Source organism: Microbacterium oleivorans NBRC 103075 (assembly GCF_001552475.1).
In the GTDB taxonomy this organism is placed as follows: Bacteria; Actinomycetota; Actinomycetes; order Actinomycetales; family Microbacteriaceae; genus Microbacterium; species Microbacterium oleivorans.
Genome location: NZ_BCRG01000008.1, coordinates 19,747 through 44,739, shown reverse-complemented (window position 1 = coordinate 44,739; position 24,993 = coordinate 19,747). Strand labels below are relative to the sequence as shown.

General features: G+C 70.5%; 29 protein-coding genes and 1 riboswitch. Of the genes, 18 read left to right on the top strand and 11 right to left on the bottom strand.

Going from position 1 to position 24,993, the window contains the following annotated elements; all coding sequences use genetic code 11:
• Positions 1-48 precede the first annotated feature (48 nt).
• Positions 49-1,260 carry an MFS transporter gene (locus MO1_RS09200; RefSeq protein WP_060915856.1) on the top strand — a complete coding sequence of 404 codons (1,212 nt, stop codon included), beginning with the start codon at positions 49-51 and terminating at the stop codon, positions 1,258-1,260.
• 118 nt (positions 1,261-1,378) lie between these two features.
• Here the strand turns inward: MO1_RS09200 and MO1_RS09195 are convergent, their stop codons facing one another.
• The 4 genes from MO1_RS09195 to MO1_RS09180 form a co-directional block, all read right to left on the bottom strand.
• On the bottom strand, positions 1,379-2,779 hold the full coding sequence (locus MO1_RS09195; protein ID WP_060915855.1) for an MFS transporter: 1,401 nt from the start codon (positions 2,777-2,779) through the stop codon (positions 1,379-1,381).
• 82 nt (positions 2,780-2,861) lie between these two features.
• Entirely contained in the window at positions 2,862-3,662 is an 801-nt protein-coding gene (locus tag MO1_RS09190) for an SDR family oxidoreductase (protein ID WP_036309682.1), read from the bottom strand.
• A gap of 82 nt (positions 3,663-3,744) precedes the next feature.
• Positions 3,745-4,236: a hypothetical protein gene (locus tag MO1_RS09185; protein WP_036309684.1), complete on the bottom strand. Its 492-nt coding sequence runs from the start codon at positions 4,234-4,236 to the stop codon at positions 3,745-3,747.
• Positions 4,233-5,705, bottom strand: a complete 1,473-nt coding sequence (locus MO1_RS09180) for an SPFH domain-containing protein (protein ID WP_036309685.1) — start codon at positions 5,703-5,705, stop codon at positions 4,233-4,235. The genes MO1_RS09185 and MO1_RS09180 overlap by 4 nt, the downstream gene beginning before the upstream one ends.
• Positions 5,706-5,838: 133 nt before the next feature.
• Here MO1_RS09180 and MO1_RS09175 point away from each other — a divergent pair, with 133 nt between their 5' ends.
• Together MO1_RS09175 and MO1_RS09170 are read left to right on the top strand one after the other, a co-directional pair.
• Positions 5,839-6,213 (top strand): DUF4870 domain-containing protein, encoded by a 375-nt coding sequence (locus tag MO1_RS09175; protein WP_036309838.1) that lies wholly within the window; start codon positions 5,839-5,841, stop codon positions 6,211-6,213.
• A 103-nt stretch (positions 6,214-6,316) separates the two neighbouring features.
• A complete protein-coding gene (locus tag MO1_RS09170; RefSeq protein ID WP_036309687.1) occupies positions 6,317-7,705 on the top strand; it encodes a glycine--tRNA ligase in 1,389 nt (462 codons plus the stop codon).
• 83 nt (positions 7,706-7,788) lie between these two features.
• On the opposite strand, the gene MO1_RS09165 is transcribed toward MO1_RS09170, so the two are convergent.
• The gene (locus tag MO1_RS09165; protein WP_036309688.1) at positions 7,789-8,364 is read right to left on the bottom strand and encodes an HhH-GPD-type base excision DNA repair protein; all 576 of its coding nucleotides are present in this window, start codon (positions 8,362-8,364) and stop codon (positions 7,789-7,791) included.
• 50 nt (positions 8,365-8,414) lie between these two features.
• Here MO1_RS09165 and MO1_RS09160 point away from each other — a divergent pair, with 50 nt between their 5' ends.
• From MO1_RS09160 to MO1_RS09125, 8 genes are all read left to right on the top strand, one after another.
• Entirely contained in the window at positions 8,415-9,830 is a 1,416-nt protein-coding gene (locus tag MO1_RS09160) for a protoporphyrinogen/coproporphyrinogen oxidase (RefSeq protein ID WP_060915854.1), read from the top strand.
• A gap of 88 nt (positions 9,831-9,918) precedes the next feature.
• Positions 9,919-10,329, top strand: coding sequence for a hypothetical protein (locus MO1_RS09155; RefSeq protein ID WP_060915853.1), 411 nt, complete (start codon positions 9,919-9,921; stop codon positions 10,327-10,329).
• The gene (locus MO1_RS09150) at positions 10,326-10,736 is read left to right on the top strand and encodes a phage holin family protein (protein WP_060915852.1); all 411 of its coding nucleotides are present in this window, start codon (positions 10,326-10,328) and stop codon (positions 10,734-10,736) included. The genes MO1_RS09155 and MO1_RS09150 overlap by 4 nt, the downstream gene beginning before the upstream one ends.
• Entirely contained in the window at positions 10,726-10,992 is a 267-nt protein-coding gene (locus MO1_RS09145) for a hypothetical protein (RefSeq protein ID WP_036309695.1), read from the top strand. Before MO1_RS09150 ends, MO1_RS09145 begins: the two co-directional genes overlap by 11 nt.
• A 174-nt stretch (positions 10,993-11,166) precedes the next feature.
• Positions 11,167-11,994 (top strand): uroporphyrinogen-III synthase, encoded by an 828-nt coding sequence (locus MO1_RS09140; protein WP_060915851.1) that lies wholly within the window; start codon positions 11,167-11,169, stop codon positions 11,992-11,994.
• A gap of 71 nt (positions 11,995-12,065) precedes the next feature.
• Positions 12,066-12,542, top strand: coding sequence for a hypothetical protein (locus MO1_RS09135; RefSeq protein ID WP_036309699.1), 477 nt, complete (start codon positions 12,066-12,068; stop codon positions 12,540-12,542).
• 44 nt (positions 12,543-12,586) lie between these two features.
• Entirely contained in the window at positions 12,587-13,648 is a 1,062-nt protein-coding gene (locus tag MO1_RS09130; protein WP_036309700.1) for an enoyl-CoA hydratase/isomerase family protein, read from the top strand.
• Between the two features lies 1 nt (position 13,649).
• Positions 13,650-14,582, top strand: a complete 933-nt coding sequence (locus tag MO1_RS09125) for a J domain-containing protein (RefSeq protein ID WP_036309702.1) — start codon at positions 13,650-13,652, stop codon at positions 14,580-14,582.
• A gap of 3 nt (positions 14,583-14,585) precedes the next feature.
• On the opposite strand, the gene MO1_RS09120 is transcribed toward MO1_RS09125, so the two are convergent.
• Positions 14,586-15,926: a D-alanyl-D-alanine carboxypeptidase family protein gene (locus MO1_RS09120; protein WP_060915850.1), complete on the bottom strand. Its 1,341-nt coding sequence runs from the start codon at positions 15,924-15,926 to the stop codon at positions 14,586-14,588.
• 39 nt (positions 15,927-15,965) lie between these two features.
• Positions 15,966-16,075, top strand: a riboswitch (TPP riboswitch).
• Between MO1_RS09120 and MO1_RS09115 the strand changes: the two genes are divergently transcribed.
• The 3 genes from MO1_RS09115 (at position 16,068) to MO1_RS09105 (ending at position 18,957) form a co-directional block, all read left to right on the top strand.
• Complete coding sequence (locus tag MO1_RS09115) at positions 16,068-16,706, top strand: ECF transporter S component (protein WP_060915849.1); 639 nt, start codon at positions 16,068-16,070, stop codon at positions 16,704-16,706. It overlaps the preceding riboswitch by 8 nt.
• Positions 16,707-16,780: 74 nt before the next feature.
• Positions 16,781-18,166: an ABC transporter ATP-binding protein gene (locus MO1_RS09110; protein WP_060915848.1), complete on the top strand. Its 1,386-nt coding sequence runs from the start codon at positions 16,781-16,783 to the stop codon at positions 18,164-18,166.
• On the top strand, positions 18,163-18,957 hold the full coding sequence (locus MO1_RS09105) for an energy-coupling factor transporter transmembrane component T family protein (protein WP_060915847.1): 795 nt from the start codon (positions 18,163-18,165) through the stop codon (positions 18,955-18,957). The genes MO1_RS09110 and MO1_RS09105 overlap by 4 nt, the downstream gene beginning before the upstream one ends.
• A 133-nt stretch (positions 18,958-19,090) precedes the next feature.
• Here MO1_RS09105 and MO1_RS09100 read toward each other — a convergent pair whose 3' ends face one another.
• The gene (locus MO1_RS09100; protein ID WP_060915846.1) at positions 19,091-19,594 is read right to left on the bottom strand and encodes a GNAT family N-acetyltransferase; all 504 of its coding nucleotides are present in this window, start codon (positions 19,592-19,594) and stop codon (positions 19,091-19,093) included.
• Between the two features lie 9 nt (positions 19,595-19,603).
• Entirely contained in the window at positions 19,604-20,005 is a 402-nt protein-coding gene (locus MO1_RS09095) for an MmcQ/YjbR family DNA-binding protein (RefSeq protein ID WP_306307176.1), read from the bottom strand.
• Positions 20,006-20,058: 53 nt separating this feature from the next.
• Here MO1_RS09095 and MO1_RS09090 point away from each other — a divergent pair, with 53 nt between their 5' ends.
• On the top strand, positions 20,059-20,253 hold the full coding sequence (locus MO1_RS09090; RefSeq protein WP_060915845.1) for a hypothetical protein: 195 nt from the start codon (positions 20,059-20,061) through the stop codon (positions 20,251-20,253).
• Between the two features lie 4 nt (positions 20,254-20,257).
• On the opposite strand, the gene MO1_RS09085 is transcribed toward MO1_RS09090, so the two are convergent.
• Positions 20,258-20,983, bottom strand: coding sequence for an aminoglycoside 3'-phosphotransferase (locus tag MO1_RS09085; protein ID WP_060915844.1), 726 nt, complete (start codon positions 20,981-20,983; stop codon positions 20,258-20,260).
• 125 nt (positions 20,984-21,108) lie between these two features.
• Here MO1_RS09085 and MO1_RS09080 point away from each other — a divergent pair, with 125 nt between their 5' ends.
• From MO1_RS09080 to MO1_RS09070, 3 genes are read left to right on the top strand one after another with little or no spacing between them, the layout of a single operon-like run.
• Positions 21,109-21,870, top strand: coding sequence for an SDR family NAD(P)-dependent oxidoreductase (locus MO1_RS09080; RefSeq protein ID WP_036309714.1), 762 nt, complete (start codon positions 21,109-21,111; stop codon positions 21,868-21,870).
• 26 nt (positions 21,871-21,896) lie between these two features.
• Positions 21,897-22,667: an enoyl-CoA hydratase/isomerase family protein gene (locus tag MO1_RS09075; protein ID WP_060915922.1), complete on the top strand. Its 771-nt coding sequence runs from the start codon at positions 21,897-21,899 to the stop codon at positions 22,665-22,667.
• 16 nt (positions 22,668-22,683) lie between these two features.
• Positions 22,684-23,514, top strand: coding sequence for an SDR family oxidoreductase (locus MO1_RS09070; protein ID WP_036309718.1), 831 nt, complete (start codon positions 22,684-22,686; stop codon positions 23,512-23,514).
• A gap of 121 nt (positions 23,515-23,635) precedes the next feature.
• Here MO1_RS09070 and MO1_RS09065 read toward each other — a convergent pair whose 3' ends face one another.
• Both MO1_RS09065 and MO1_RS09060 read right to left on the bottom strand, forming a co-directional pair.
• Entirely contained in the window at positions 23,636-24,484 is an 849-nt protein-coding gene (locus tag MO1_RS09065; protein ID WP_036309720.1) for a Cof-type HAD-IIB family hydrolase, read from the bottom strand.
• A 35-nt stretch (positions 24,485-24,519) separates the two neighbouring features.
• Positions 24,520-24,987: a GNAT family N-acetyltransferase gene (locus tag MO1_RS09060; protein ID WP_060915843.1), complete on the bottom strand. Its 468-nt coding sequence runs from the start codon at positions 24,985-24,987 to the stop codon at positions 24,520-24,522.
• Positions 24,988-24,993: the final 6 nt, after the last annotated feature.

The window sequence follows — 24,993 nt, the reverse complement described above, 5'->3', positions numbered from 1 at the left end:
CCGATCCCGCTTGACCCTCACATTGATGTCAGACTCTACGCTCGAGGAATGAGCACGACCACCGCCTCCCTCCCCACGTCGGCCACGTCCGCACCGCGGTTCCCCCTCGGACCCCTCCTGCTGCTGGGTCTCGCGGTCTTCGTCACCGTCACCGCGGAATCACTGCCAGCGGGCCTGCTGCCGGAGATGGTCCAGGGTCTCGAAACCGATCCGCTCGGGGTCGGCCTGCTCATCTCGGTGTGGGCCCTCACCGTGATCGTCACGAGCATCCCGCTCGCCCGGGCGACCGCGCGGTTCGATCGGCGTCTGGTCGCCGGCGGCGCTCTCGTCTTCTTCGCGATCGCCAACGCCGCCACAGCCTTCGCCCCGACGTACGCGGCGGCGGTCGCGACGCGCATCGCCGGCGGCGTCGCACACGGTCTCTTCTGGGCGATCGTGATCGTCTACGCCACCTCGCTGCTCGCGCCATCGCACCTCGGACGTGGACTCGCACTCGTGACGGCCGGGGGAACCCTGGCGACCCTCGCGGGCCTGCCCGCAGCCACTCTCATCGCCCAGCTGTTCTCGTGGCGATGGGCCTTCGGGGTGCTCGCGGCCATCGCTTTCGCCCTCGCCGTGACGATCGTCATCCGGCTGCCGCATCGTCTGCCCGAGCCCGCCCTTCGACCCGCTGGCCGCCCACGGGGCGCGGACGCCTCCCTCGGACCCATCGTGCTGTTCGCTGCTGCGTCCCTCGTCTTCGCGCTCGGTCAGTTCGCGACGTTCACGTACGTCCGCCCACTGCTCGAGGTGTCGGCGGGAGTGCCCGAGGCGCAGGTGCCTCTCCTCCTGCTCGCCTACGGCGCTGCCGGGCTCGCCGGCGTTGCGATCGCGGGCCCGCTCGCCGACCGATGGCCGCGAGCGTCGATCGTGGTCATTCTCGTGGGACTCGCGGTGGCCTTCGGCATCCTGACCTTCGCCGCCGACTCCCCACTCGTGTACGTCGCGCTCGCGGCCTGGGGTGTGGCGATCGGTGCGTTCTTCCCCCTGCAGTCTGCTCTCCTCATGCGCATCGCCACCGACCGCACGCGCACCCTGGCGAGCGCGGGCACGGTCGTCACCTTCAACATCGGGATCGCTGTGGGTCCCTGGCTCGGCGACCTCGTGGGCGGTGCCGCGCAGCCCACCGGTGCGACGGCGCTCTCGGGCGGTGCCGTCCTCGTCTCGCTCGTGCTCGTCGTCGTGGCCGTCAGCCGCTTACGCCGCCGGTACGCCGCGTAAGCGGATGCAATGGATTCCCGGCGACACGCCGGTGAAGAGGCCGATGCCGCGGCGCGCCGCGCGGCATCCCTTGCATCCCGTGACATCCACCCCCGGGCCCGGCGCCCGGGTGGAGGCGTCAGCTGCGCAGGCTCGGCCGCGCCTCGTGCGGGTCGCGGCGCTGCGGGATGAAGAGTGCGACCGCCAGGGCCGCCGCCGCGGCGCCCAGGCCGAGCGCGAAGGAGAGCCGGAAGGCGTCGGGTGACGGCACGGCGACGCCGCCGTGGTCGACCGTGAGTGCGGCGAGCACCGCGCCGACGACGGCGGCGGCGATCGAGGTGCCGAGCGATCGGAACAGGGCGTTCAGACCGTTCGAGGCGCCGGTCTCGTGCTGCGGTACCGAGCGCATGATGAGCATCGGCATCCCGGCGTAGCCGAACCCGATGCCCACGCCGATCAGCAGGTTGGCGACCAGCAGGTGCCAGACCTCCGAAGCCCAGAGGAGCGAGTAGCCGTAGGCGACGACGAGGGCGCTCGCGCCCATGATGAGCAGCACGCGCGGACCGATCGTGCGCGCGAGGCGCCCGGAGAACGGCGAGAGCACCATCATCACGAGACCTGCGGGCATGACGATCAGGCTGGCCTGGAAGAGAGTGAGTCCGAAGCCGCCGACGGATGCCGGGAGCTCCAGCATCTGCGGGTACGACACGTTCGAGGCGAACAGCGAGAAGCCCATCGCGACCGATGCGAGGTTCGTGAGCAGCACGGCGGGCCGGGCCGCGACCCGGAGGTCGAGGAGCGGCTCCGTGATGCGCAGCTCGAACCAGCCCCAGGCGAGGAGGACGACGAGGCCGCCCAGGCCGAGCGCGAGCGTGGCAGGCGAGGTCCATCCCCATTCGTTGCCGCGCGACACGGCGAGGAGGACTCCCGTGAGACCGACTGCGAGGCCCGCGGCCCCTGCGAAGTCGAACCGACCCGCGGTGCGGAGCACGCTCGCCGGCACCACGAGCGCGACGAGAATGAAGACGACGACACCGAGCCCGGCGGCCATCCAGAAGAGGACGTGCCAATCACTCGTCTCGGTGATGATGGCGCTGACCGGCATGCCGATTGCACCGCCGACGCCGAGGGTCGCCGACATCAGGGCGATCGCGGCATCCACACGGTCCTCGTGCAGCACGTCGCGCATGATCGAGATGCCGAGCGGGACGACACCCGTCACGGCGCCCTGCAGCGCTCGTCCGACGATGATCCCGCCGATTCCCGGGGAGAGCGCCGCGGTCACGGAGCCGGCGATGAGGAGCCCCAGCAGGATGAGGACGATGCGGCGCTTGCCGTACATGTCGCCGAGCCGACCGGCGATCGGCGTCGAGACGGCAGCGGCGAGGAGGGTCGCTGTGACGACCCACGCGGTGTCTTCGCGGCTGGCGTTCAGGAGCTCGGGAAGCTTCGCCTGGATCGGCACCACGAGCGTGAACATGAACGACGACGCGAGTCCCGCGATCGCCAGAACGGCGACGATGGCGCCCTGTCGTGGCATGCGGGTGAGTCTGCGTCTGTCGTCCGAGGGCATCCCTCCAGGTTAACCCCGGCACGATGCCCCCGGACGCGGAGGGGAAGCGTCAGCCGGCGGAGCGCCAGGCGTCGGACTCGAGGTGCGAGCCCGCCTGCGGGCCCATCTGCAGCATCCCGCCGTCGACGACCCACGTCGCGCCCGTCACGTACGACGACGCCGGCGAGGCGAGGAAGGCGATGACGTCCGCGATCTCTTCGGGCTTTCCGGGGCGGGGGATCGGGATGCCGGGGCGGTGCGTGTTCTCGGCGTCCTCGCCCTCCATGTCGTTGATGGGGGTGGCGATCTCACCAGGGGCGACCGAATTGACGGTGATGCCCTTGGCGCCGAGCTCCTGCGCCATCGTCTTCACGAGACCCTCGAGGCCGTGCTTCGATGCGACGTAGGCGGCCGAGCCGACACGCGGCTGCGAGCCGTGAACGCTCGTGACCGCGATGATGCGGCCTTCCTGGCCGGCATCCGCCATGAGGGTCGCGGCGGTGTGCATGCCGACGAAGGCCCCGTCGAGGTTGAGGCCGACAACCGTGCGCCAGCCCTCGATGTCCATGTCGAGGAACGGGCCGCCCGTCCCGCCGCCCGCGTTGTTGACGAACACATCGAGGCCGCCGAGCTCCTCGGCCAGATGACGGATGATGCCGGGGACCGACTCGAGTTCGGTCGCGTCGAACTGCGCGACGACGGCCTTCCGACCGCGGCGGCGGACCTCTTCGGCGGTCTCGTTCGCGCCGTCCTCGTCCGAATGCCATGTCACACCGACATCCAGCCCGGCGTCGGCGAGAGCGAGGGCGGTTGCACGCCCGATCCCGGAGTCGGAGGCGGTCACGATGGCGCGGCGGGGCGAGAAGGTCATGATGCGACGCTACGAACCGACGCGCCCTCGGCGCACCCGGTTGACAGCACCGCGGCCCCGGACGTACCGGGGCCGCGGTGGGTCAGCGCGAGGTGATCGAGCGCAGGTGAGTGATGTCGGCGTCGGAGAGGAGCGACCGCGGCATGACCGCAACCGGTCCGATCGACGAACCGACTTTCAGCAGGAGCGCGTCGCCGGCGGCATCCACTCGGCGGAACGCCGTGTAGCGGATGTCGCTCGTCCCGAGTGCCGAGGTCGCCTGCAGGCCCTCGGCCGTGAGGTTCGCCGTCGCGACGAAGCCCACCGGGTAGGCGCGGAGGATCGAGGATCGGACGGCGACCCAGGATGCGATCACCGCTCCGCACAAGATGACCACCATGGCGATGCCCACCCACGCAGCGCCCTCACTCCCCGTGACGGTGAGGAACACGCTCAGGGCGACGACCAGAGCGGTGAACCCCATGAGCGCGATCCACGACGGTCGCGTCAGCTGCCAGCGGAGGAAGCCGCGCGCGAGGCGGGAGGCCAGCTGCTCGTCGACGACGAGCGACCGGCCTCCCTCGGGCGTGCTCACACGGCGTCCGGCGACGGAGCGTCGGCGGGCGCTGCCGTCTCGGCCGGCGCGACGGCCTCAGCAGTCCGTCGACGCAGCGGCGCCGCGTCCTGCGACTGCGCGGACTGCGCGCTCTGCAGGCCCTGCTCGTTCTGCAGGCCTTGGGCGATACCGCGGCCGGTGGCCTGGCCCTGGATGATGCCGCGGAGGTCGATGCCCGTCGCCGCCTGCACGGCGTCGAAGGTCGCGCGCATACTCGAGGCGCTCTCGCTCGCGATGTGGCTCGACGCGCCTTCGCCGCCGAGGACCGTGATCGATCCGACCTTGTCGAACCCGCGGGCGAACTCGGTCATGAGCGGCACGAGGGCCTCGATCGCACGCTGGGCGAGCAGCGCCTGCTGGTTCTCGGCGAGGGCGAGGGCTTCGGCCGTGAGGGCCGCGGCGCGAGCCTCACCCTCGAGTCGCACGGCGGCGGCGTCGGCTTCGGCGCGCAGCCGCGTCGCCTCGGCTTCCTGGGCGGCGATCTGAGCGCGAGCCTCGGCCGCCTTGACCTGGGTGTACGCGTCGGCGTCGGCCGAGCGCTCCCGCTCGTAGAGCGACGCGTCGGCGACCTTCTTGACGTCGGCGTCGAGCTGGGCCTGACGGTTCTCGGCCTGCTGCAGGAGGACGGCCTGCTCGCGCTCGGCGCGGGCGAGGGCTTCGGCCTGCTCGGCCTCGGCGCGGGCGCGACCGACCTCGGCCGCAGCGGCGGCGGAGTTCTTGTCATACGCCGTCTGCTCGATCAGGTTCGCCTCGTCGGTCGCGATCTGGCGTGCTTTGACCTCGCGGGCGGCGTTGATGCGGGCCACCTCGGCCTCGCGGCGGACGCGCTCGACCTCGGTCGCGCCGAGGGCGTCGATGTAGCCGTTCTTGTCGGTGACGCCCTGGATCTGGAACGAGTCGAGGATGAGGCCCTGCGACAGGAGGTCGCTCTTGATGCCGTCGGCGATCTGGTCGCTCAGCTTCTGGCGGTCGTTCATGAGCTGCTCGACGGTCAGCGTCGCGACGACACCGCGGAGAGCACCCTCGAGCTGCTCCGTCGTGAACTGCTCGATCGCGCCGTCCTGCGAGAGGAAGCGCTCGGCGGCGCGGCGGACGAGCTCGGGGTCGGAGCCGATCTTGACGAGCGCGACGCCGCTCACGTTGACCGTGACACCGGTCGACGACTGCGCGGTCGGCTCCATCTTGATCTGGCGAGCGCGGAGCGAGATCATCTCGGCGCGCTGGGTGAGGGGGTTCACGAGCGCGCCGCCGCCGGTGATGACGGAGATGCGCGACGAGTCGCCCGACGCGTTCTTCTGGTTGCGTCCGACGATCACGAGCGCCTGGTCGGCCTTGGCGACCTTGTACCAGGCTCGCAGGACGACCATGAAGATGATGATGAAGACGATGACGGCGACGATGGCGATGCCACCGATCACGAATGCGCCTCCTGCTGCAAGTACGTCCATGACGTGTGTTCCCCCTGAGTTTCGATGATCTGTCGTGACCGGCACGGTGCACGTGCCGAGTACGAACGTATCGGTTACTCCAGCCGCGTGACGAGGTTCCTGACAACCCGCCGTGAGCCTCTACGCTGACGCCATGACGATGCCACCGCGCCCGCCTCAGCACCCCTATCCGACCGTGCAGCCGATGAACCCGCAGGACGAGAAGATGTGGGCGACGCTCACGCACGTCAGCGGCATCTTGTTCTACTTCCTCGGCCCTCTCGTGATCTACCTCGTCCTGCGCGAGCGCGGTCCCTTCATCCGTGCGCACAGCGCCACCGCCCTGAACTTCCAGCTCACGGTCCTGATCGCCGCTCTGGTCTGCATTCCGCTGTCGTTCTTCGGCATCGGCATCCTCCTGCTGATCGGCGTCGGCATCTACGCACTCATCATCGAGATCGTCGCGGCCGTGAAGGCGAGCCAGGGGCAGTGGTATACGGCGCCTCTCAGCATCCCTTTCGTGTCCTGAGCGGCGTCGTCCCCGCGAAAACGCCCGGATAGACTGACGGATGCCGTGTTCTGCGGCATCCGCGCTTTCCTGCGCCCTCTTCACAACGACCATTGGAGCCACCGTGGCCGAGCAGTCCCGTCTCGACAAAGTCATCGCCCTCGCCCGTCACCGCGGGTTCGTCTTCCAGGCGGGCGAGATCTACGGCGGGTCGCGGTCGGCGTGGGATTACGGCCCCCTCGGGACGGAGCTCAAGGAGAACATCCGTCGCCAGTGGTGGCAGACCTTCGTCCGCGGGCGCGGCGACATGGTCGGGCTCGACTCCTCGATCATCCTGCCCAAGCGCGTGTGGGAGGCGTCGGGTCACGTCGCGACGTTCACCGACCCGCTCGTGGAGTGCCTGCAGTGCCACAAGCGCTTCCGCGAGGACACGCTCATCGAGGACTTCGAAGCACGCAAGGGCCGTAAGGCCGAGAACGGTCTCGGCGACGTCCCGTGCCCGAACTGCGGCACGAAGGGCCAGTACACCGAGCCGAAGTCGTTCTCCGGCCTGGTGAAGACCTATCTCGGTGTCACGGGCGACGAGAGCGGCCTGCACTTCCTCCGCCCCGAGACGGCGCAGGGCATCTTCGTCAACTTCTCGAACGTCCTCACCGCAAGCCGCAAGAAGCCGCCGTTCGGCATCGGCCAGGTCGGCAAGGCGTTCCGCAACGAGATCACCCCCGGGAACTTCATCTTCCGCACCCGCGAGTTCGAGCAGATGGAGATCGAGTTCTTCACGCCGCCCGCCGAGGCCGGCGAGTGGTTCGACCACTGGGTGGAGGCGTGCTGGAACTGGTTCATCGACCTCGGCATCGATCCCGAGAACATGCGTCAGTTCGACGTCCCGGAAGAGGATCGCGCGCACTACTCCGCCGGCACCATCGACGTGGAGTACCGCTTCGGCTTCGCCGGCAAGGAGTGGGGCGAGCTCATGGGTGTCGCCAACCGCACCGACTACGACCTGTCGAGCCACATCGAGGCGTCGGGGCAGAAGCTCGCATACTTCGACCAGGCATCCGGTGAGACCTACGTCCCGTTCGTCATCGAGCCGTCGTTCGGGCTCACGCGCGCGATGATGGCGTTCCTCGTGGACTCGTACCGCGAGGAGGAGGTGCCGAACGCGAAGGGCGGCACCGACACCCGCACCGTCCTCGGTCTCGACCCCCGGCTCGCGCCCGTCAAGGTCGCCGTGCTGCCCCTCAGCCGCAACGAGCGCCTGTCACCGCTGGCCCGCAAGGTGGCCGACGACCTGCGCTCCAACGGCTGGAACGTGGACTTCGACGACGCCGGGGCGATCGGACGCCGCTACCGCCGCCAGGACGAGATCGGTACGCCGTTCTGCGTCACGGTCGACTTCGACTCGCTCGACGACGACGCCGTGACGATCCGCGACCGCGACTCGATGGCGCAGGAGCGCGTCGCACTGTCGGAGCTGCACGCGTACCTCGCCCCGCGCCTGCGCGGCGCCTGAGCCGACCGCTCCAGGGACACGATCGGTCGCCGCGGAGAGTCATCCGCGACGTCTGACGTCCCTGGAAGGGTCGATCGTGCGAGTCAGCCCTTCGCGGCCTTCGCCGCCGCCTTCGCGGCGCGCTTATGCTCGCGCACCTTGGTGAGTGACTCGGGCGAGACGATGTCAGCGACCGAACGGAACGAGCCCTCCTCGCCGTACGCGCCGGCGGCCTCGCGCCATCCGTCGCCGGAGAAGCCGTACTGCTTGCCGAGGAGCGCGACGAAGATCCGCGCCTTCTGCTCGCCGAAGCCCGGCAGCGCCTTGAGTCGCTTCAGCACGGTCGCGCCGTCCGGTTCGCCCGCGGTCCAGAGGGCCGCGGCATCGCCCTTCCAGTCGTCGGCGAGCGCTTGGCAGAGGGCTTGGACGCGGCCCGCCATCGAGCCGGGGAAGCGGTGGACGGCAGGGGACTGACTGAAGGCGGCCGCGAACTCCTCGGGGTCGGCGGCCGCGATCCCGGCGGCATCGAGCGCACCTGTCCGATCGCGGATCTTCAGAGGGCCCGCGAACGCCGTCTCCATCGCAATTTGCTGGTCGAGCAGCATCCCGATGAGCAGGGCGAGTGGTTCGTCGGTGAGGAGCGCGTCGGCGGCCTCGTCGCCGGTGATGTGAAGAGCCATGGATCCATGTTCCCACCGTCCGCATCGCCACCGTGGGAGAGGATGGGGGGATGACGTCCGACGCTGCCACCGACCTGATCTCGCAGGCGCGCCGCGCGCGCGTCGCCGTCGTCGGGGGCGGGATCGCCGGGCTCGTCGCGGCCCTGCACTGCGCGAAGGTCGGCATCCGGGTCACGATGCTCGAGGCGAGCGATCGGCTCGGGGGCATCGTCTCCTCCGAGGAGCTCGACGGGACGATGACGGATATCGCGGCGGACGGCTTCCGCATCGCCCCCGGCGCCCTCCAGGACCTCGTCGACGAGCTGGGTCTCCGGGACCGGATCGTGACCGCCCGCGACGCCGAGACCTGGGTGGCCGGGCCGCACGGCGTCGCGCCCCTTCCCGACGCATCGGTCCTCGGCATCCCCGCGAACCCGTTCGACGCCCGCGTGCGCCGGATCGTCGGCACGGCGGGTTCGTGGCGCGCGTACGTCGACCGCCTCCGGCCGCCTCTCACGATCGGCGTCGAGCACAACCTCGGCACCCTCGTGCAGAAGCGGATGGGTGCGCGCGTGCTCGAACGGATGGTGGCGCCCCTCACCTACGGCATCCACGGCGTCCCTCCCGAGCAGGTCGACGTCGATCGCGCCGCTCGGGGCCTCAACTCCGCCCTCACGCGCACCGGGTCGCTCTCGGGCGCCGTCGCGCAGCAGCTGCCCGACGCGGATGCCGCGACGCGCCCCTCGCGCGGGACGATCGACGGCGGGATGTCGGTGTTCGTCGACGCCCTCGCCGCCCGACTCGCCGACCTCGACGTGGAGATCCGGACCGAGGCCGAGGTCACCGCGGTCTCGCCGACGGCGGACGGATGGACGGTGACGACGGCGGGCGATGGCGACACGCTCGACGTCGACGCGGTGATCGTCGCGACGCCCGAGCGCCCTGCGCGCGGACTGATCGCGGCGCACCTCACGGGGCTCGACGGCCCCGTCTTCTCTCCCGACGACGTCGACGTCGTGACCCTCGTTCTCGACGCTCCCGCGTTGGACTCCCGCCCGCGCGGTCACGCCGTCTACGCCGTGCCGGGCGAGGCGTCCGCGCTCGCCGTCGTGCACGCGACCGCGACGTGGCCGCACGCGCCCGGCGCTCCGCACATCGTCCGGGTGACGCTCCCGGCCAGCGAGCAGACGGATGCCGAGGCGATCGCCGCGTCGACCGCCGCCGCCGCCGAGTTGCTCGGCACTGGCCTGGGCGCCGTCCGCGCGTCGTCGCGTGCGCGCTGGCCGCGTGCACTGCCGTCATCGGCGCTGTCGCCCGAGCGGGACGAGGTCCGCCGCGCTGCCCGCACCGATGCGCGCCTCGGCGTCGTCGGGGCGTGGATCGACGGGACCGGCCTGGCACGCGTTGCGACCGACGCGAAGATGGAAGCGGAACGCATCCGGTCGGGTCTGCTGTGGCACGCGGACAGTGAGGGTGCCTCGACCTGAGCCACCTGTCAAGGGTGGATACCGCGAACGGCATGCGCCGATACGCTGGGACCACGGCATCACATCGCTTCGAACGTGAGGAATCGCCATGAAGGGCAAGATCGGAATCGTCGTCGGGCTCACCGCCGGCTATGTCCTCGGGGCCCGCGCGGGCCGCCAGCGCTACGAGCAGATCAAGGACGCCTACCTGCGTGTGTACAACACGCCGGCCGTCAAAAAGCAGGTCGACAAGGTCGGCGAGTTCGGCAAGTCCGCCGCCTTCGCCCTGCCGAGCGTGCTCTGGAACGGGGCCGTCAAGGTCACCCGCGCCGCCACCACCTCCGGCACTCCCGGGCAGAAGCTCGACGCTGCGCTCGACGCATCCGAGGATGCCGCCGACGACGTGAAGGATGCCGCCAAGACCACGGCCGATGCCGCGAAGAAGTCGACCGGCCGCGCGTCGTCGACCCGCAGCTCCGCATCGTCGAGCACGGCCAAGAAGCCCTCGTCCGCCTCATGAGCACGCCGCGCGGATTCCGGGATCGAGGCGACGACAGCTTCCTCGGTCTTGTCGGAGACCTGCCCGAGCTGGTCAAGAACCTCATCGTCGCCGAGATCAACGCGGCGAAGACGTGGGCGGCGCGTACCGGGAAGGATGCCGGAGTCGTCGGGCTCTGGTTCGTTCTGGCCCTGTTCTTCTTGTTCTGGACGTTGCCGGCGATCGGCGCGTTCACCATCATCGGGCTCTCATCGTGGATCGCACCGTGGCTCGCGGCGCTCATCCTCGTTGGGCTCGGACTCCTTCTCGTGGTCATCACCGCCCTCCTCGGACTCCTCCGTGTGCGGCGCATGAAGAATCGCGAGAACCCCGCGAAGGCCCTGTCGACCGACGCCCGAATCGTGAAGGAAGTGGCCGATGAGTTCTGACCTCCCCCGCACCGCCGTCCCGCTCGGCATCACCGACCCGGTCGAGCGTGCGCGCGCTGAACTGAAAGCGGCCCTGGTCGCGATCGAAGAGAAGGCGAACATCCCCAAGCGCACGGCACGCGCCACCCGACGTGCGCAGGTGTCCGCTCGCGAGTTCGCCGACCGTAACCCGTCGGGCGCTGCGATCGCCGCCGTCGGTGCCGCGGTCGCCGTCGGTTTGCTCGTCTGGGGCGCCGTCCGGCTGTACACGCGCTGACGATCACGTCGCGTCGCCGCTGCCGACGCCGGGGGTATGCTCGGTTCAGGCAGCGGCGATGGCGCGATTGCTGCCGACGACACGGTCCCGAACGTGCGCAACTGCGCTCATTCTTCTGCTGAGCGTCGGCCGTCACGCTCAGGGGCGGCCACCGCCTACACGAGAGCCCGAACCATGAACACATCCGCTGCGACAGCACCGAAGCCCCTCAAGGGCTGGCGTGTGCTCGTCCCGCGCGGAGGTCCCTGGGGAGACAGCGTCGCTGCGGCTCTGCGGGCACAGGGTGCGACCCCGGTCATCGCCCCGCTCATCAACTTCGCTCCGTCCGAGGACCCCACCGATCTCGAGTCGGCGCTGCGCGACCTCGCGGCAGGAGTGTTCGACTGGGTGACGCTCACGAGCTCCACGACGGTGGACGTCCTGCACGCGTACCGTGCCGTCATCCCTCACTCGACGAAGGTCGCCGCCGTGGGCGAGACGACGGCGGCCGCGCTCGGAGCTGTCGGCTATCGCGTCGATCTCGTCCCCGAAGAGGACAACTCCGCCGCCGGGATGGCCGGTCAGCTCATCGCGCTGGAGCCCAACCCCATGCGGGTCCTCACGCTCCGCAGTGAGCTCGCCAAGCCGGTGCTCACCCGTCTCCTCGAGGAGGCCGGCCACGACGTGCGCAGCGTCGTCGCCTATCGCACCGTTGGCGTGCCCGTGACCGACAAGGTCGCGGCCGACGTCCGGCCGGGACGCATCAACGCGATCCTCGTGACCAGTGGATCGGTCGCAGAGCAGGTGCACGAGCAGTTCTCCGACATCCCGGAGTCGACCGTCATTGCCGCGATCGGTCCCCGTACCGCGAAGGATGCCCGCCGTGCCGGCCTCGGCGTGAGCGTCACCGCGAAGGAGCAGACGGTCGCGGGCCTCATCTCCGCCGTCGGGCAGTTCCCCCTGCCGCACGCGATCGACGAGCTCGCTCCACCGACCGGCTCTTTTCCCCGCATCCAGGGCTGACGCCGAGGTCGAGACCGGATCGTTGCGGCCCCGGCATCCGTCACGGCGGGCGGGTTTGGCAGACTGATCTCATGGTGACGCTACTGCTCGATTCGTCGCGACTGGAGGTCGCGCTCTCCGCCACGGAGCGTGTGCTGGCGTTCCGGAAGGATGCCGTCCGCGTCGAGCGCGCACACATCACCAAGGTTCAGCTGGTCGACGACCCGTGGTCGTGGCTGCGGGGTGTTCCGAACCCCGGCTCCGTCGTCCCGCGAACGATCGCGATGGGCATCTGGCGTTCCGCGGGCGGCGATGATTTCGTGCTCGTCCGGCGTCGGCGCGCCTCGGTCGTCATCGACCTCGAGGGCGACCCCGAGTTCCAGCGCCTCGTCATCACGACTCGCCACGGTCTCGCTCTCGTGCAGGCTCTCCGCCTCGAAGCTGAGGACGAGCCCATCGACGTCGTCGACCTCGTGACGACCGAGATCCCCGTGCAGCGGCCCGATTCCGAATCTGCCGCAGCGGGTCGGCCGGCACGTCGGCGGGCGCCGCGACCGGCCCAGGCCTGACCCGCACGGCAGACGCCGAGCAGCGGGCCGGTAACGTTGCCCGAGTGAGTGAACCCGCGGCATCCCGCCTGCTCGTCCGTGCGGAGGGGAGTGTGGGGCGCATCACGCTCGACCGCCCCGAAGCGATCAACGCCGTCGACCACGGCATGATCAGTGGCATCGCCGAGGCGCTCGATGCATGGGAGCACCATCCCGACATCCGCCTCATCCTGCTCGATGGATCCGGTGACCGCGGGTTCTGCGCGGGTGGCGACGTCCGTGCGCTCCGCGAGCAGATCCTCGCGGGGGATGCCGCGGCTGCGATGGGCTTCTTCCGTGACGAGTACGCGCTGAACGCCCGCATCGCCGAGTACCCGAAGCAGATCGTGGTCTTCGCCGACGGCGTCACGATGGGCGGCGGGATCGGACTGGCCAGTCACGCTTCGGTGCGGATCGTCACGGAACGCTCGCGCCTCGCGATGCCCGAGACCCGCATCGGCTTCACCCCCGACGTCGGCGGTTCCTGGCTCCTCGCGCACGCTCCCGGGCGCATCGGCGAGTACCTCGCGCTGACCGGCGGGACGATGGATGCCGCCGACGCGATCTACGCCGGATTCGCGGACCACTTCGTACCCGCAGACCGGCTCGACGACGTCCGCCACGCGCTCGTGACGCGCGCCGACCCCGACACCCCGACCGAGATCGCGATGCTGTTCGACGAGACGCCCGACGCATCGCGCTTCGAGGGGGCGCGGGCGTGGATCGACGATGCGTTCGCCGCCGAGACGGTGTTCGAGATCATCGCGCGGCTGAGGGAGCGTCCCGAGGCGGAGGCTCTCACCACCGCAGATCTGCTCGAGACACAGGCTCCGACAGCGCTCACCGTGACACTCGCGGCCGTGCGTTCCGCGCGGGGCCTGTCCGGTCTCCGGTCGGCGCTCGCGCAGGAGTACGCGCTCGTCGAGTGGTTCGGCCGCACCCAACCCGACCTGGTCGAAGGTATCCGCGCGCAGCTCGTCGACAAGGACCGCTCGCCCCGCTGGAAGCCGGCCTCCCTCGCCGAGGTGCCCGCTGACACCGCTGACCGGGCGCTGTCGTTCACCCCCACCGCCCCCCTCTGGAGCTGACGTGTTCGACAGTCCCCTCTCCGCTTCGGCCTACGACGTGCTCGGGGTCGCGGTCGACGCCAGCGACGACGACCTCCGGAAGGCCTACCGGCTGCGGCTGCGCCAGACGCATCCCGACACCGGCGGCGACGCCGCGCAGTTCGTGCAGGTGCAGCGCGCGTGGGAGCTCATCGGCACCGCCGACGCTCGCGCCGCGTATGACCGGGGTCACGGCTTCGGCGCGACGACGTCATACGCGCCGGACGGCGACGCACCCGTGTGGCGTCCGCGCACCCGGCAGGCCGACACCCGTCCGCGCGCCCGCTCGTTCGGCCAACCCGGGGGATGGCGCCGGGAGCGCTACCTCGACCTGATCCGCGAGTGGGCGGGTCGGGGCGTGGATCTTCCCGATCCGTACGAACCCGCGCTCGTGCGGAGCGCTCCGCACGAGGTCAGGCGCCTCCTCGCGGATGCCCTCGCGGAGGAGGCGACTGCGCGGATCGTCGCCGAGTTGGGGATGGGCTTCACCGTATGGCACGACGTCGCGGCCGACCGCCGCGACCCCGACGTGAAGCTCGACCACATCGTGCTCGGGCCCAGCGGTCTCTACGCGGTGCTGTCAGAGGACTTCGGCGCACCCGTCCGGACCCGACGGGGCGAACTCGAGGGTGATGCCGTCGTCGGGTCGCCGGTCGCCCAGCTCGTGCTCGCCGCCCGTGGTCTCGGGCGCGCCGCCAAGGTCAAATTCAGTGCCGCGATCGTCGTCCTCCCGGACGACGACGTGATCATGGCGATCGAGGAGCTCGGCAAGGTCAAGGGCCTCCCCGTCGTCGTCGTCGCCCGCAGCGCGCTTGCGACGGTGCTCCGCCGAGGCGTCGCCGGCGCGCGCGAGATCGGCGGCAACGAGCTCTTCGACGTGCGGACGCGCCTGCAGCAGACCGTGCGCTTCGCCTGATCGTCAGTCGTTCACGCCGACGAGTTCGAGCGGGTGCGTCAGCCGCCACCAGGCGTCGGGGCCGGGGAGTGCCTTCTCGACACCGATCGGCACGTCGATCTTCGCCGCAGGCCCCGTGAGGGTGAGTGTTCCCGCCTCCGCCCCGGCGTCGACGTCGCCGCCGATATCGAAGGATGCCGCGGCTTCGGCCTTCGCACCGTTCCACAGCAGCAGCGACGCGTCCTTTTCGGTGACGATCCGGCTGGAGGCTCCCCACGCCGTCGTGACCTCGCCGACGACGGTGCCGGCGGCGAGCGTCGACGGCGTGCCGGCCTCCGCGGCGAGGTCGCCGAGCAGGCGCTCTGCCTCGTCGGCGCGCGCGCTGTCGGTGGGCTGCCCGGTGACCGAAGCGAACAGGGTCGTCGGGGTGCCGCCGACGTCCACCTTCTGAGCGGCGACGAGGTTGTAGTAGCCGACGTAACTGCCTGTCTTCAGACCCACGACCCCGTCGGTGCCGAGGAGGGCATTCGTGTTCTGGACAAGTCCGGCGCCGGGGAGCTCCGCCGACGTCGTGCCGACGATCTCCGCGATCACCGGGTTCTCGAGCGCCTTCTCCGCGAGGGCGATCATGGCCGCGGGGGTGGCGACGTTGTCGCGGCCGTAGCCGGAGGCATCCGTCACCGTGATGCCGTCGATGCCGTTCTTCGCGAGCCAGGCGTTGGCCGCGGTGGCGTAGTCGTCGACCGATCCGAACGCGTCGGTCGCGAGGCGGTTGGCGTAGTTGCTGGCCGAGGCCATGAGCATGCCCTGGAGCATCTGGTACTCCGTCAGTGGGGCGTTCTCCGGCACGTTCAGCGCTGACTGGTTCTGCGCGACGTACCGCCAGTACTCCTGGCGGTCGGCGAACGTGAAGTCGTAGGCAGGGCCCTGATCGCCGGGCGTGAGCGGGGCCTTGTCGAGGATGACCAGAGCGGTCACGAGTTTGGCGGTGCTCGCCATCTGCGCAGGGTCCGGCGAGGAGACGGCGGCCGCGAAGCCGTCGATGCCGACGGCGGCCTCACCCTCGGCGGGCCACGTGATCCTGCTCGTCGCACCCGTGAGCGGGGCTACCTCTGCTGCGGTGGTCGTCGGCGTCAACGCGGACAGCGGCCAGAGGAGGGCGGCCGCGACGTAGGCGACGGCGAGGAGGAGGGTCGCGACCGCCGGAATCGCGAAGACGCGGCCGCCGACGCGTCGTCGGCGGCGCAGGGGTGGCAGGAGATCCTCGGTCGCCGCGCTCCGGGATGAGGGGCTCGACAGGCCCTCGTCATCGACCCATCCGAGAGCCACGCGGCCTCGGGCGGCCGCGGCGTCATCAGGGGTCACCGGACCACGCTATCGCGCCGCGCGTGACGGCTATACTCGACGCACAACCACGGGAGTCCGGTGAGCCGGGCTGAGAGGAAGCGATCCACGCTTCGACCGTCGAACCTGATCCGGATCATGCCGGCGCAGGGAGGAGAGAAAATGCACGCTGTCGCGTCCGCAACCGACACCCCGACGACCTCGTCGCCGAACCGCTATCGCTGGCGGGTCGTCGACATCGTCGTCGCCGCCGTCCTCGGCGTCGCCGTGGGACTCCTGTTCTGGTTCTGGAACGGAGTCGGCTACGGCTGGTTCGAAGTGATGGATGCCGCGACCCCCGGCCTCGGCGGCTTCGCGGTCGGGATCTGGCTGATCGGTGGCGTCATCGGCGGCCTCGTGATCCGCAAGCCCGGCGCCGCGCTGCTGGTGGAGGTCGTCGCCGCCGTGGTCTCGATGATCATCGGCAACGTCTGGGGTGCGTCGACGCTCCTATCCGGGCTCGTTCAGGGCCTTGGCGCGGAACTCATCTTCGCCGTGTTCCTTTATCGGCGCTTCGGCATCGGGGTGGCCGCGCTCGCCGGTGTCGGCGCGGGGGTCGCCGCGTGGATCTTCGAGCTCTTCTTCGGCTCATCGCCGAACATCGCGAAGACGCTCGAGTTCAACCTGATCTACCTCGGCGCGATCATCGTGTCTGGCATCGCGCTCGCAGGAGTCGTCGGATGGCTGCTCGTCCGGGCACTCGCCAAGACGGGTGCCCTGAGCCGGTTCGCCGCGGGTCGTGAACAGGCGGACGAGGTCTGACCACCGAGTCCCGGCCGGCCGGCCTCCGCGCCCGCGGCTGGGGGTGGCGCTACGCCGGGCGCCGCCTCCCCGCCGTGCAGGACGTCGATCTCGACATCGCGCCCGGTGAACGGGTTCTCCTCCTCGGTGCCTCGGGCGCCGGCAAGTCGACGCTCCTCGCGGGTATGGCGGGCCTGCTCGGCGGCGACGAGGACGGGCAGTCGTTCGGCCGGATGACCGTCGACGACGCCGACCCGGCCACGCAGCGAGGCCGTGTCGGGCTCGTCCTGCAGGATCCCGATGCGGGTGTCGTGCTCTCCCGCGTCGGCGACGACGTCGCCTTCGGCTGCGAGAACCTCGGCGTCCTCCCGGCGCGCATCCCCGGCCGGGTGCGCGCGTCGCTCGACGCCGTCGGTCTCGATGTGGCGCTCGACCGCGAGACCGCGAAGCTCTCGGGCGGGCAGAAGCAGCGCCTCGCGATCGCGGGGGTGCTGGCGATGGATCCGGGACTCCTCCTCCTCGACGAGCCGACCGCGAATCTCGACCCCGACGGGGTGCGAGAAGTCCGTGCAGCGGTGGGGCGGGCAGTGGATGCCACGGGCGCCACGCTCGTTGTGATCGAGCACCGCACGGACGTCTGGGTCGATCTGATGACACGGGTGATCGTCCTCGACGCGGACGGCGGACTCCTCGCCGACGGGCCGCCGGGTGAGGTCTTCACCCGGCACGCAGACACCCTCCTTGCGGCGGGGGTATGGCTACCGGGTCATCCCGTCGACCTGCCCGAGCTCCCTGCGGCCCCGGCCGACGCCCCGGCGGCGCTCCGTGCTCGGGGACTCAGCGTCTCGCGCGACGGGAAGACTCCGGTGCGCGAGGGGGTCGACCTCGAGGTCGCTGCGGGGGCGGCATCCGTCATCACCGGGCCGAACGGCGTCGGCAAGTCGACCCTCGCCCTCACTCTCGCCGGGCTGCTGCCCGAGTTCGCCGGGACCGTCGAGGCGGACGTCGTCCCGGGCGGACGGAAGGGCGCCCGACCCTCGCGCTGGACGTCGCGGGAACTGCTGACCCGCATCGGCACCGTCTTCCAGGACCCCGAGCACCAGTTCCTCGCCTCGACCGTCCGCGCCGAGCTCGAGGTGGGGCCGCGCGCGCTGAAGCTGGCGCCGCGGGAGATCGACGGCATCGTCGACGGCCTGCTCGAGCGGCTCGGACTCACGGCGCTCGCTCGGGCCAACCCGTTCACGCTGTCGGGCGGTCAGAAGCGGCGACTGTCAGTCGCGACCGTGCTGGCCACGTCGCCCGAGGTCATCGTCCTCGACGAGCCCACGTTCGGGCAGGACCGGCGCGGGTGGGCGAGCATCGTCTCGCTCCTGCAGGCACAGATCGCCGACGGCCGTGCGGTCGTCGCGGTCACCCACGACGACGACGTGGTGCGCTTGCTCGGAGGCCGCCGCATCGATTTCACGACGGTGCGAGCATGACCCTCGCCCGCGGGGAAGAAGCGACTGCGACGCGGAGCGCGTGGCTCGATGGGGTGAACCCGGCGGTCCGCATCCTGGTCGCCTTCCTCCTGTCGATCCCCCTGCTGACGACGATCGACGCCGTGAGCGCCGGTGTCGCCGTTCTGCTGCTGGTGCTCTGCATCCCGCTCACCGGCATCGGGTTCGGCACGGTCCTCCGGCGGATGGCGCCGGTGCTCCTGCTCATGCCGGTCGCAGGGCTGAGCATGCTCCTCTACGCGGAACCGGGCGGACGCGTGTACGCCTCGTTCTGGTACGCGACGATCAGCGACGATTCGATCGCCTTCGCGGTGGCGGTCGGCATCCGCGTCATCGCCCTCGCGCTGCCCACGATCCTGTTGTTCAGCCGCGTCGACCCGATCGAGCTGGCGGCGGCGCTCGCTCAGATCGTGCGCCTGCCGGCGCGACTCGTGCTCGGGGTCCTCGCCGGCACGCGGACGCTCGGACTGTTCGTCGACGATTGGCGGGCCATGAGCCTCGCGCGGCGGGCACGCGGCGTGGGGGACCGGAACCCGATCCGACGGTTCTTCTCGATGGCGTTCGTGCTGCTCGTGTTCGCGGTGCGTCGCGGTACGCGGCTGGCGACGGCCATGGAGGCGCGTGGATTCGGCTCGCCCATCGAGCGCACCTGGGCGCGCACGTCGCGGCTGTCGTCGCGGGACGGCGTCGCGATCGTCGGCGCGGTCGCGATCATGGTGGCGGCGATCGCGGTCGCTGTTGCGGTCGGGTCGTTCCGGTTCGTGTGGATGTGACGGCCGGCGCGGCGCGGCGCGTTGCGGTGACGGATGCACGACCGGCGGGGCGGGAGTTGCCTCCGGCGCTCGCTGAGCCCACTCCTGCACCACCGATCGTGCAGATGTCACCGAAGGTGCGGCCCGGCTGCGCTCAGAACGCGTACGCGAAGCAGATCGAGCGCGGCATCGTCTCGGCGTAGGGCTCGTAGACGGGGATGCGGATGAACCCGAGCGACTCGTAGAGGGCGACCGATTCCGGTTGCGGGATGCCGGTCTGCAAGATGACGCGGTCGGCGCCGTCCGCCCGAGCCCGGTCGAGAGCCTTCGTCATGAGGGCGCGCGCGAGCCCGCGCCCCCGCGCGGTGGACGTGACGACGAGGCGTTTGATCTCCCACTCCTCGCCGAGGCGGCGGAGGATGACGTGGCCGGTCGGGGTGCCGTCGGCATCCACCGAGATCAGCGTGGCGACGATCTCCTCGGGGTGCATCGCCAGCGCTCGCGAGCGCGCGGCGCGGCGTTCGGCCGGCTCGTCGCCGTGGAATCCGTCGTAGCGGGCGCCGAGGTCGGCATCCAGCTCATCGCGCAGTGCCTTCGCGCGCGGGTCGTCCCATGCGACATCGAGGATGCGGGACCCGATGCTCGTCCGTTCGCTCACCGGACGAGCTTATGCGTCCGAGGCATCGAGTCGGCGGATGAGCCTGGCGGATGCCGTGCGTCGATACGACGCGTCGAGAAGCTCACCGAGTTCCGTCTCGACGAGGTCGACGAGGTCGATCCCGAGCCATCCGGACGGTCCAAGATAGGCGGGCGACCAGAAACGCGGATCCTGACGAAGCGCCGGTTCGTCGGCGGCATCCGGCAGCACCATCACCGCCGCGTCGTGCTGCTCGAAGTCACCCGGGCCGAGCCGGACCGACCCGCCGAAGTACGCGAACACCTTCGTCGTGTAGAAGGCGGGGCGTCCGTGACTCACCTTCTCCTGGGCGTCGGGCAGGGCGAGCGCGTGTCGGCGGACGATCGCCAGGTGCGGATCGTCGTCGCGAAACATGCGGGGGTGCTCGGCCACGGCTCCATCATGGCGGCTCCCGCCGACACGCACCTGCTGGTAGCGTCCGCGGTATGGCGGCCGGAGACGTTGCCTCGCGCGTTTGCCGCAGTGGTGCGGGCGCCGTCGTCGCGGTGATCACGGGCGCGGCGGCCGTTCTCGCCTGGCGCTCGGGGCGGGACCTCGCGTGGGTGCCGCTCGTCTCGACCGCTCTCGTCGTCGCCGGCTACCTCGCGGCCGTCACACTGGTCGACAGCGCGATGCGCTGACGCGTCAGGTCGCGTTCCAGAGGTCGCGGTAGTACGCCAGCCGCTCCTCGTCCGGCTCGACGCCGTAGGCCTCCAGCAGCAGGCCGTCCCAGCCGGGACCGTAATTCCAGCCGGTGCTCATCGCGGCGACGGCGATGTCGCCCCATCGGTCACCGAGGCCGAGCTGGCCCATGTCGACGTGACCGCTCCACCGGCCGTTCTCGCCGATGAGGGTGTTCGGCGCGCAGGCGTCACCGTGGCAGACGACGAGGGCGTCGATCGGCGGTGCCACGCGCAGGCCGTCGGGAACGATGACGCCACGCGCTGCAGCGTTGGCGATCCGCGACGGCACCGTCCAATCGAAGGGACAGGATGCCACCGTCAGGCTCTCGTGCAGAGCGCGAAGGCCCTCGCCGATCGCCCGGACCGCCCTCTCCGGCTGCGCGATCCACTGCGGATGCACCGCCGACAGGCCCGCGATCGACCGGGTGACGAGCCATTCGGTCTCCCCGTCGTCGCCCTGCTCGACGACGGTGGGCACGCGGATGAAGGGGGCGGCCCACGACATCCGTTCCGCCTCGTCCGCCATCGACGTCTCGAGGTGCACGGGGCCGACCTTGATGAACCGCTCGTCGTCGGTGCGGAACGTCATCCCGCCGAGCTTGTTCTCCCAGATCGGACGCACCTGAGCGCCGCGAGCGAGCCGGCGGACGAGTGGCGGGACGGGGGCGTCGGTCAGGGGGATGGACACCCCTCCATACTGGCGGGCCAGCCGTGCTGTGTGTCGAGGCTCGGGCGGCTACCCTGGAGGCATCCCCTCGACGTGGCACCCAGTCGCGTCCGGCGTGGAACCCGATCCCGTTCGAAGGAGAGCGCATGGACATCGCCGGAGCATCCGCCCTCGTCACCGGCGGCGCCAGCGGCCTGGGGCTGGCGACCGCTCGCCGCCTCGCCGCGCAGGGCGCGCACGTCGTCGTCGTCGATCTGCCGTCGTCCGCCGGTGCCGACGTCGCGGCGGAGTTCGGCGGCACGTTCGCCGCAGCCGATGTGACGGATGCCGCCCAGGTCGGCGCGGCGGTGGCCGCCGCATCCGCCGTCGCCCCGCTCCGCATCGCCGTCAACTGCGCCGGGATCGCGCCGCCTGCGAAAGTTCTCGCCCGCGACGGATCACCCAACCCGATCGCCGACTTCGAGCGGATCGTCCGTATCAACCTCATCGGCACCTACACCGTCATCGCGCACGCGGCCGCGGCGATGGCCGCGACCGAGCCGACGGCATCCGGAGACCGCGGCGTCATCGTGAACACCGCCTCGGTCGCCGCGTTCGACGGACAGATCGGGCAGCCGGCTTACTCCGCGAGCAAGGGCGGCGTGCACGCCATGACGCTGCCGATCGCCCGCGAGCTGGCACGCTCCGGCATTCGCGTCTGCACGATCGCACCGGGGATCATGGAGACGCCCATGCTCGCCGGACTCCCCGAAGCGGCCCAGGAGTCCCTCGGCCAGCAGGTGCCGTACCCCGCGCGTCTCGGTAAGCCCGACGAGTACGCGGCTCTCGTGCAGCACATCGTGGAGAACGGGTACCTCAACGGCGAGACGATCCGCCTCGACGGCTCGATCCGCATGGCGCCCAGATGAGCACGCCCGATCCGATGGGAGAACAGATGAGCGACACGATCCTGCTGCAGCGCGACGGCGGTCTCGCGCGGCTGACCTTCAACCGCCCGGCATCCCTCAACGCGATGGACTTCGAGATGGGGACCCGCTGGCGTGATCTCGCACACGAACTGACGGCCGACGACACGGTCGGTGCGATCGTGCTGGATGCCGCCGGCCCGGCCTTCTGCGCCGGCGGCGACGTCGTGCAGATGGCGACCTCGGGCGGCAGCAATGACACGATCACCGAGATGGCCGGCGTCATCCACGACGGCATCCGCACCTTTGTGGAGTCGTCCATCCCGATCGTGGCCTCGGTGCAGGGCGCGGTGGCCGGCGGAGGTCTCGGCCTCATGCTGGCGGCCGACTACATCGTCGCCGCACCCCGCGCGGTGTTCGTCAGCAAATACGCGAACATCGGGCTGACCCCCGACCTCGGCGTCTCGACGCTGCTGCCTGCCGCGGTCGGCCAGCGCCGCGCGCTGCAGCTGCTGCTCACCGACACGACGATCGACGCGCCGACCGCGCTCGAGTGGGGCCTCGTCGCCGAGGTCGTCGATCAGCCCGGCGACCGGGCCGACGAGATCGCCCGATCGTGGCTTGAGGGTGCGACCGCCGCGTTCGGCCAGGCGAAGCGCCTGGTCCGCACCGGTGCCCACCGCCCGTTCGCCGACAACCTCGACGACGAGGCCCGTACGATCGGCGCCGCGTTCGACACCGACGACTCGAAAGCCCGCGTCGCCGCTTTCGCCGCGGCATCCCGCTCGCGTCGCGCCTGACCCTCCTGGAGAACCCATGACCCTCGCCGGAAAGACCATCCTCATGTCGGGCGGCAGCCGCGGCATCGGCCTCTCGATCGCGCTGCGCGCGGCCCGCGACGGTGCGAACATCGCCCTGCTCGCCAAGACCGACACCCCGCATCCCAAGCTCGAGGGCACCGTGCACTCCGCAGCCGAGCAGATCCGCGCGGCGGGCGGCAACGCGCTGCCGATCGTCGGCGACGTCCGCGACGACGGTGACATCACCGAGGCCGTCATGAAGACGCAGGGCGAGTTCGGCGGCATCGACATCGTCGTCAACAACGCCTCGGTCATCGACCTGTCGGGCTCACTCGACCTCGCCACGAAGAAGTACGACCTCATGCAGGACGTCAACGTGCGCGGCGCGTTCATGCTGTCCCGCGCGGCGCTGCCGATTCTGAAGGATGCCGCGAACCCCCACATCCTCTCGCTGTCGCCGCCCCTCAACCTGTCGCCGAAGTGGCTCGGAGCGCACACGGGCTACACGCTCGCGAAGTACGGCATGACGATGGCGACCCTCGGCATGGCGGCGGAGTTCGCGAAGGACGGTGTCGCCGCCAACACGCTCTGGCCGCAGACGACGATCGCGACCGCCGCCGTGCAGTTCGCCCTCGGCGGCGACCGGATGATGAAGGTCAGCCGCACGCCCGAGGTCTACGCCGACGCCGCCTACGAGGTGCTCTGCAAGCCGGCCCGTGAGTACACCGGGCAGACCCTCATCGTCGAGGACGTGCTGCGGGACGCCGGTGTGACCGACTTCTCGGGCTACGCGGCGACGCCCGGCACGCCCGACACCGAGCTGTTCCCGGACATCTTCCTCGACTGAGGTCTGCCGGCACCCGTTCGCGGATGCAAGGGATCCGGGCCGACACGCCGCGGATCACGAGCGGATGCCGGTGTGCCGCGCACGATCCCTTGCATCCGCGCGCACGGCGCCGGGCGCCGCGTCAGACGAGACCGAGCTTCACGAACGCGTTCCACACCCCATCGTCGAGCACGTCGGTGGTGACGTTCCCGGCGCGCTCCTTGAGTGCGGGATCGGCGTTGCCCATCGCGACGGGGGAGCCGACGACGTCGAACATCTCGGCGTCGTTCCAGCTGTCGCCGATGCCGACCGCGTCGGCGGCGTCGAGGCCGAGGATGTCGAGCACCCGCACGATCGCCGTCCCCTTGTTCGTTCCCGCCAGCCCGATCTCGCCGTTCGATCCACCGGGGAGCGGGATGCTGCCGGGAATCACGTGGAAGCGTTCGCCCAGGTCGGTCTGGGCCCTGTCGACGCTGTCGGAGCGCTTGCTGATGAAGGTCGTCTTCGCGATCTTGTCGAGGTCGGCCTCGCTGATCGGGCGGTACGTCACGATGGGCTTCGGCTCGACGGCATCCGTCTGACCGAGGCGGCGGGCGTCCTCGAGGTGGCGCTTGCGACGCTCGGCGAAATAGACGTCCAGCATCCCGCCGACGCCCTCGCTCGCGTACACGGCCTCGTTCGACTGCAGGAAGTAGTCGATGTCCTCCGAGTCGAAGTACGAGATGAGTCGGTCGGTGTCCTCGCGGGGCATCGGCTCGGCGAAGAGCAGCTCGTCACCGCGCACGGCGTAGGCGCCACCGTTCGTGATCGCGCCGTCGTACCCGATGTCGCGGACCTTCCGGTGGATGTCACCGGCCGCGCGTCCCGTGCAGAGGTAGACGAGGTGGCCGTTCTCTCGCGCCGTCCGGATCGCCGTGATCGTCGAGTCGGCGATCGCCGTCCCGTGCTCGAGGATGGTTCCGTCCACGTCCAGGAAAGCGATGCGCGTCATGTCTCCATTCTCCTGGACGGAGAGGGGCGCTCGGTTCAGAGCTGCTTGCGGAGGAAGACCTGCGCGGTGCCGTCGTCGCCCGGCACCCGCTCGCTCTCGACGTAGCCCTCGCGCTCGTAGAGGCGGATGTTTGCCTTGCTGAGCGAGCCGGTGAACAGTTCGGCGGTCGTCGCGCCGGCCTCGCGGCCGCGCTCCTCGACAGCGGCCAGCAGCGTGGTCCCGAGCCCCGAACCCTGCTGATCGGGCGCGATGGCGATGCGGCCGATGAGCAGCAGGTCGCCGTCGAGCCGGGCACGCACGCACCCGACGATGCGCTCGCCGTCGAGGGCGACGCATCCGAGGTTCTCTTCCAGCTCGGCGCGGACCTCGTCGAGGGTCTGCGTGAGAGGCGGCATGTCGACGGCGTCGTAGATGAGCGCCTCCTGCACGAAGGCCGCGCGCTGCAGGGTGAGGACTTCGCCTGCATCGTCGGTGGAGATCGGTCGGATGCGGGGAGTCGTCACTCATTC

Coding starts and splice junctions, on each gene's coding strand:
- MO1_RS09200 (WP_060915856.1), top strand. CDS start 49: ATGAGCACGACCACCGCCTCCCTCCCCACGTCGGCCACGTCCGCACCG.
- MO1_RS09195 (WP_060915855.1), bottom strand. CDS start 2,779: ATGCCACGACAGGGCGCCATCGTCGCCGTTCTGGCGATCGCGGGACTC.
- MO1_RS09190 (WP_036309682.1), bottom strand. CDS start 3,662: ATGACCTTCTCGCCCCGCCGCGCCATCGTGACCGCCTCCGACTCCGGG.
- MO1_RS09180 (WP_036309685.1), bottom strand. CDS start 5,705: ATGGACGTACTTGCAGCAGGAGGCGCATTCGTGATCGGTGGCATCGCC.
- MO1_RS09175 (WP_036309838.1), top strand. CDS start 5,839: ATGACGATGCCACCGCGCCCGCCTCAGCACCCCTATCCGACCGTGCAG.
- MO1_RS09165 (WP_036309688.1), bottom strand. CDS start 8,364: ATGGCTCTTCACATCACCGGCGACGAGGCCGCCGACGCGCTCCTCACC.
- MO1_RS09160 (WP_060915854.1), top strand. CDS start 8,415: ATGACGTCCGACGCTGCCACCGACCTGATCTCGCAGGCGCGCCGCGCG.
- MO1_RS09155 (WP_060915853.1), top strand. CDS start 9,919: ATGAAGGGCAAGATCGGAATCGTCGTCGGGCTCACCGCCGGCTATGTC.
- MO1_RS09150 (WP_060915852.1), top strand. CDS start 10,326: ATGAGCACGCCGCGCGGATTCCGGGATCGAGGCGACGACAGCTTCCTC.
- MO1_RS09145 (WP_036309695.1), top strand. CDS start 10,726: ATGAGTTCTGACCTCCCCCGCACCGCCGTCCCGCTCGGCATCACCGAC.
- MO1_RS09140 (WP_060915851.1), top strand. CDS start 11,167: ATGAACACATCCGCTGCGACAGCACCGAAGCCCCTCAAGGGCTGGCGT.
- MO1_RS09135 (WP_036309699.1), top strand. CDS start 12,066: ATGGTGACGCTACTGCTCGATTCGTCGCGACTGGAGGTCGCGCTCTCC.
- MO1_RS09115 (WP_060915849.1), top strand. CDS start 16,068: ATGCACGCTGTCGCGTCCGCAACCGACACCCCGACGACCTCGTCGCCG.
- MO1_RS09105 (WP_060915847.1), top strand. CDS start 18,163: ATGACCCTCGCCCGCGGGGAAGAAGCGACTGCGACGCGGAGCGCGTGG.
- MO1_RS09090 (WP_060915845.1), top strand. CDS start 20,059: ATGGCGGCCGGAGACGTTGCCTCGCGCGTTTGCCGCAGTGGTGCGGGC.
- MO1_RS09080 (WP_036309714.1), top strand. CDS start 21,109: ATGGACATCGCCGGAGCATCCGCCCTCGTCACCGGCGGCGCCAGCGGC.
- MO1_RS09075 (WP_060915922.1), top strand. CDS start 21,897: ATGAGCGACACGATCCTGCTGCAGCGCGACGGCGGTCTCGCGCGGCTG.
- MO1_RS09070 (WP_036309718.1), top strand. CDS start 22,684: ATGACCCTCGCCGGAAAGACCATCCTCATGTCGGGCGGCAGCCGCGGC.
- MO1_RS09065 (WP_036309720.1), bottom strand. CDS start 24,484: ATGACGCGCATCGCTTTCCTGGACGTGGACGGAACCATCCTCGAGCAC.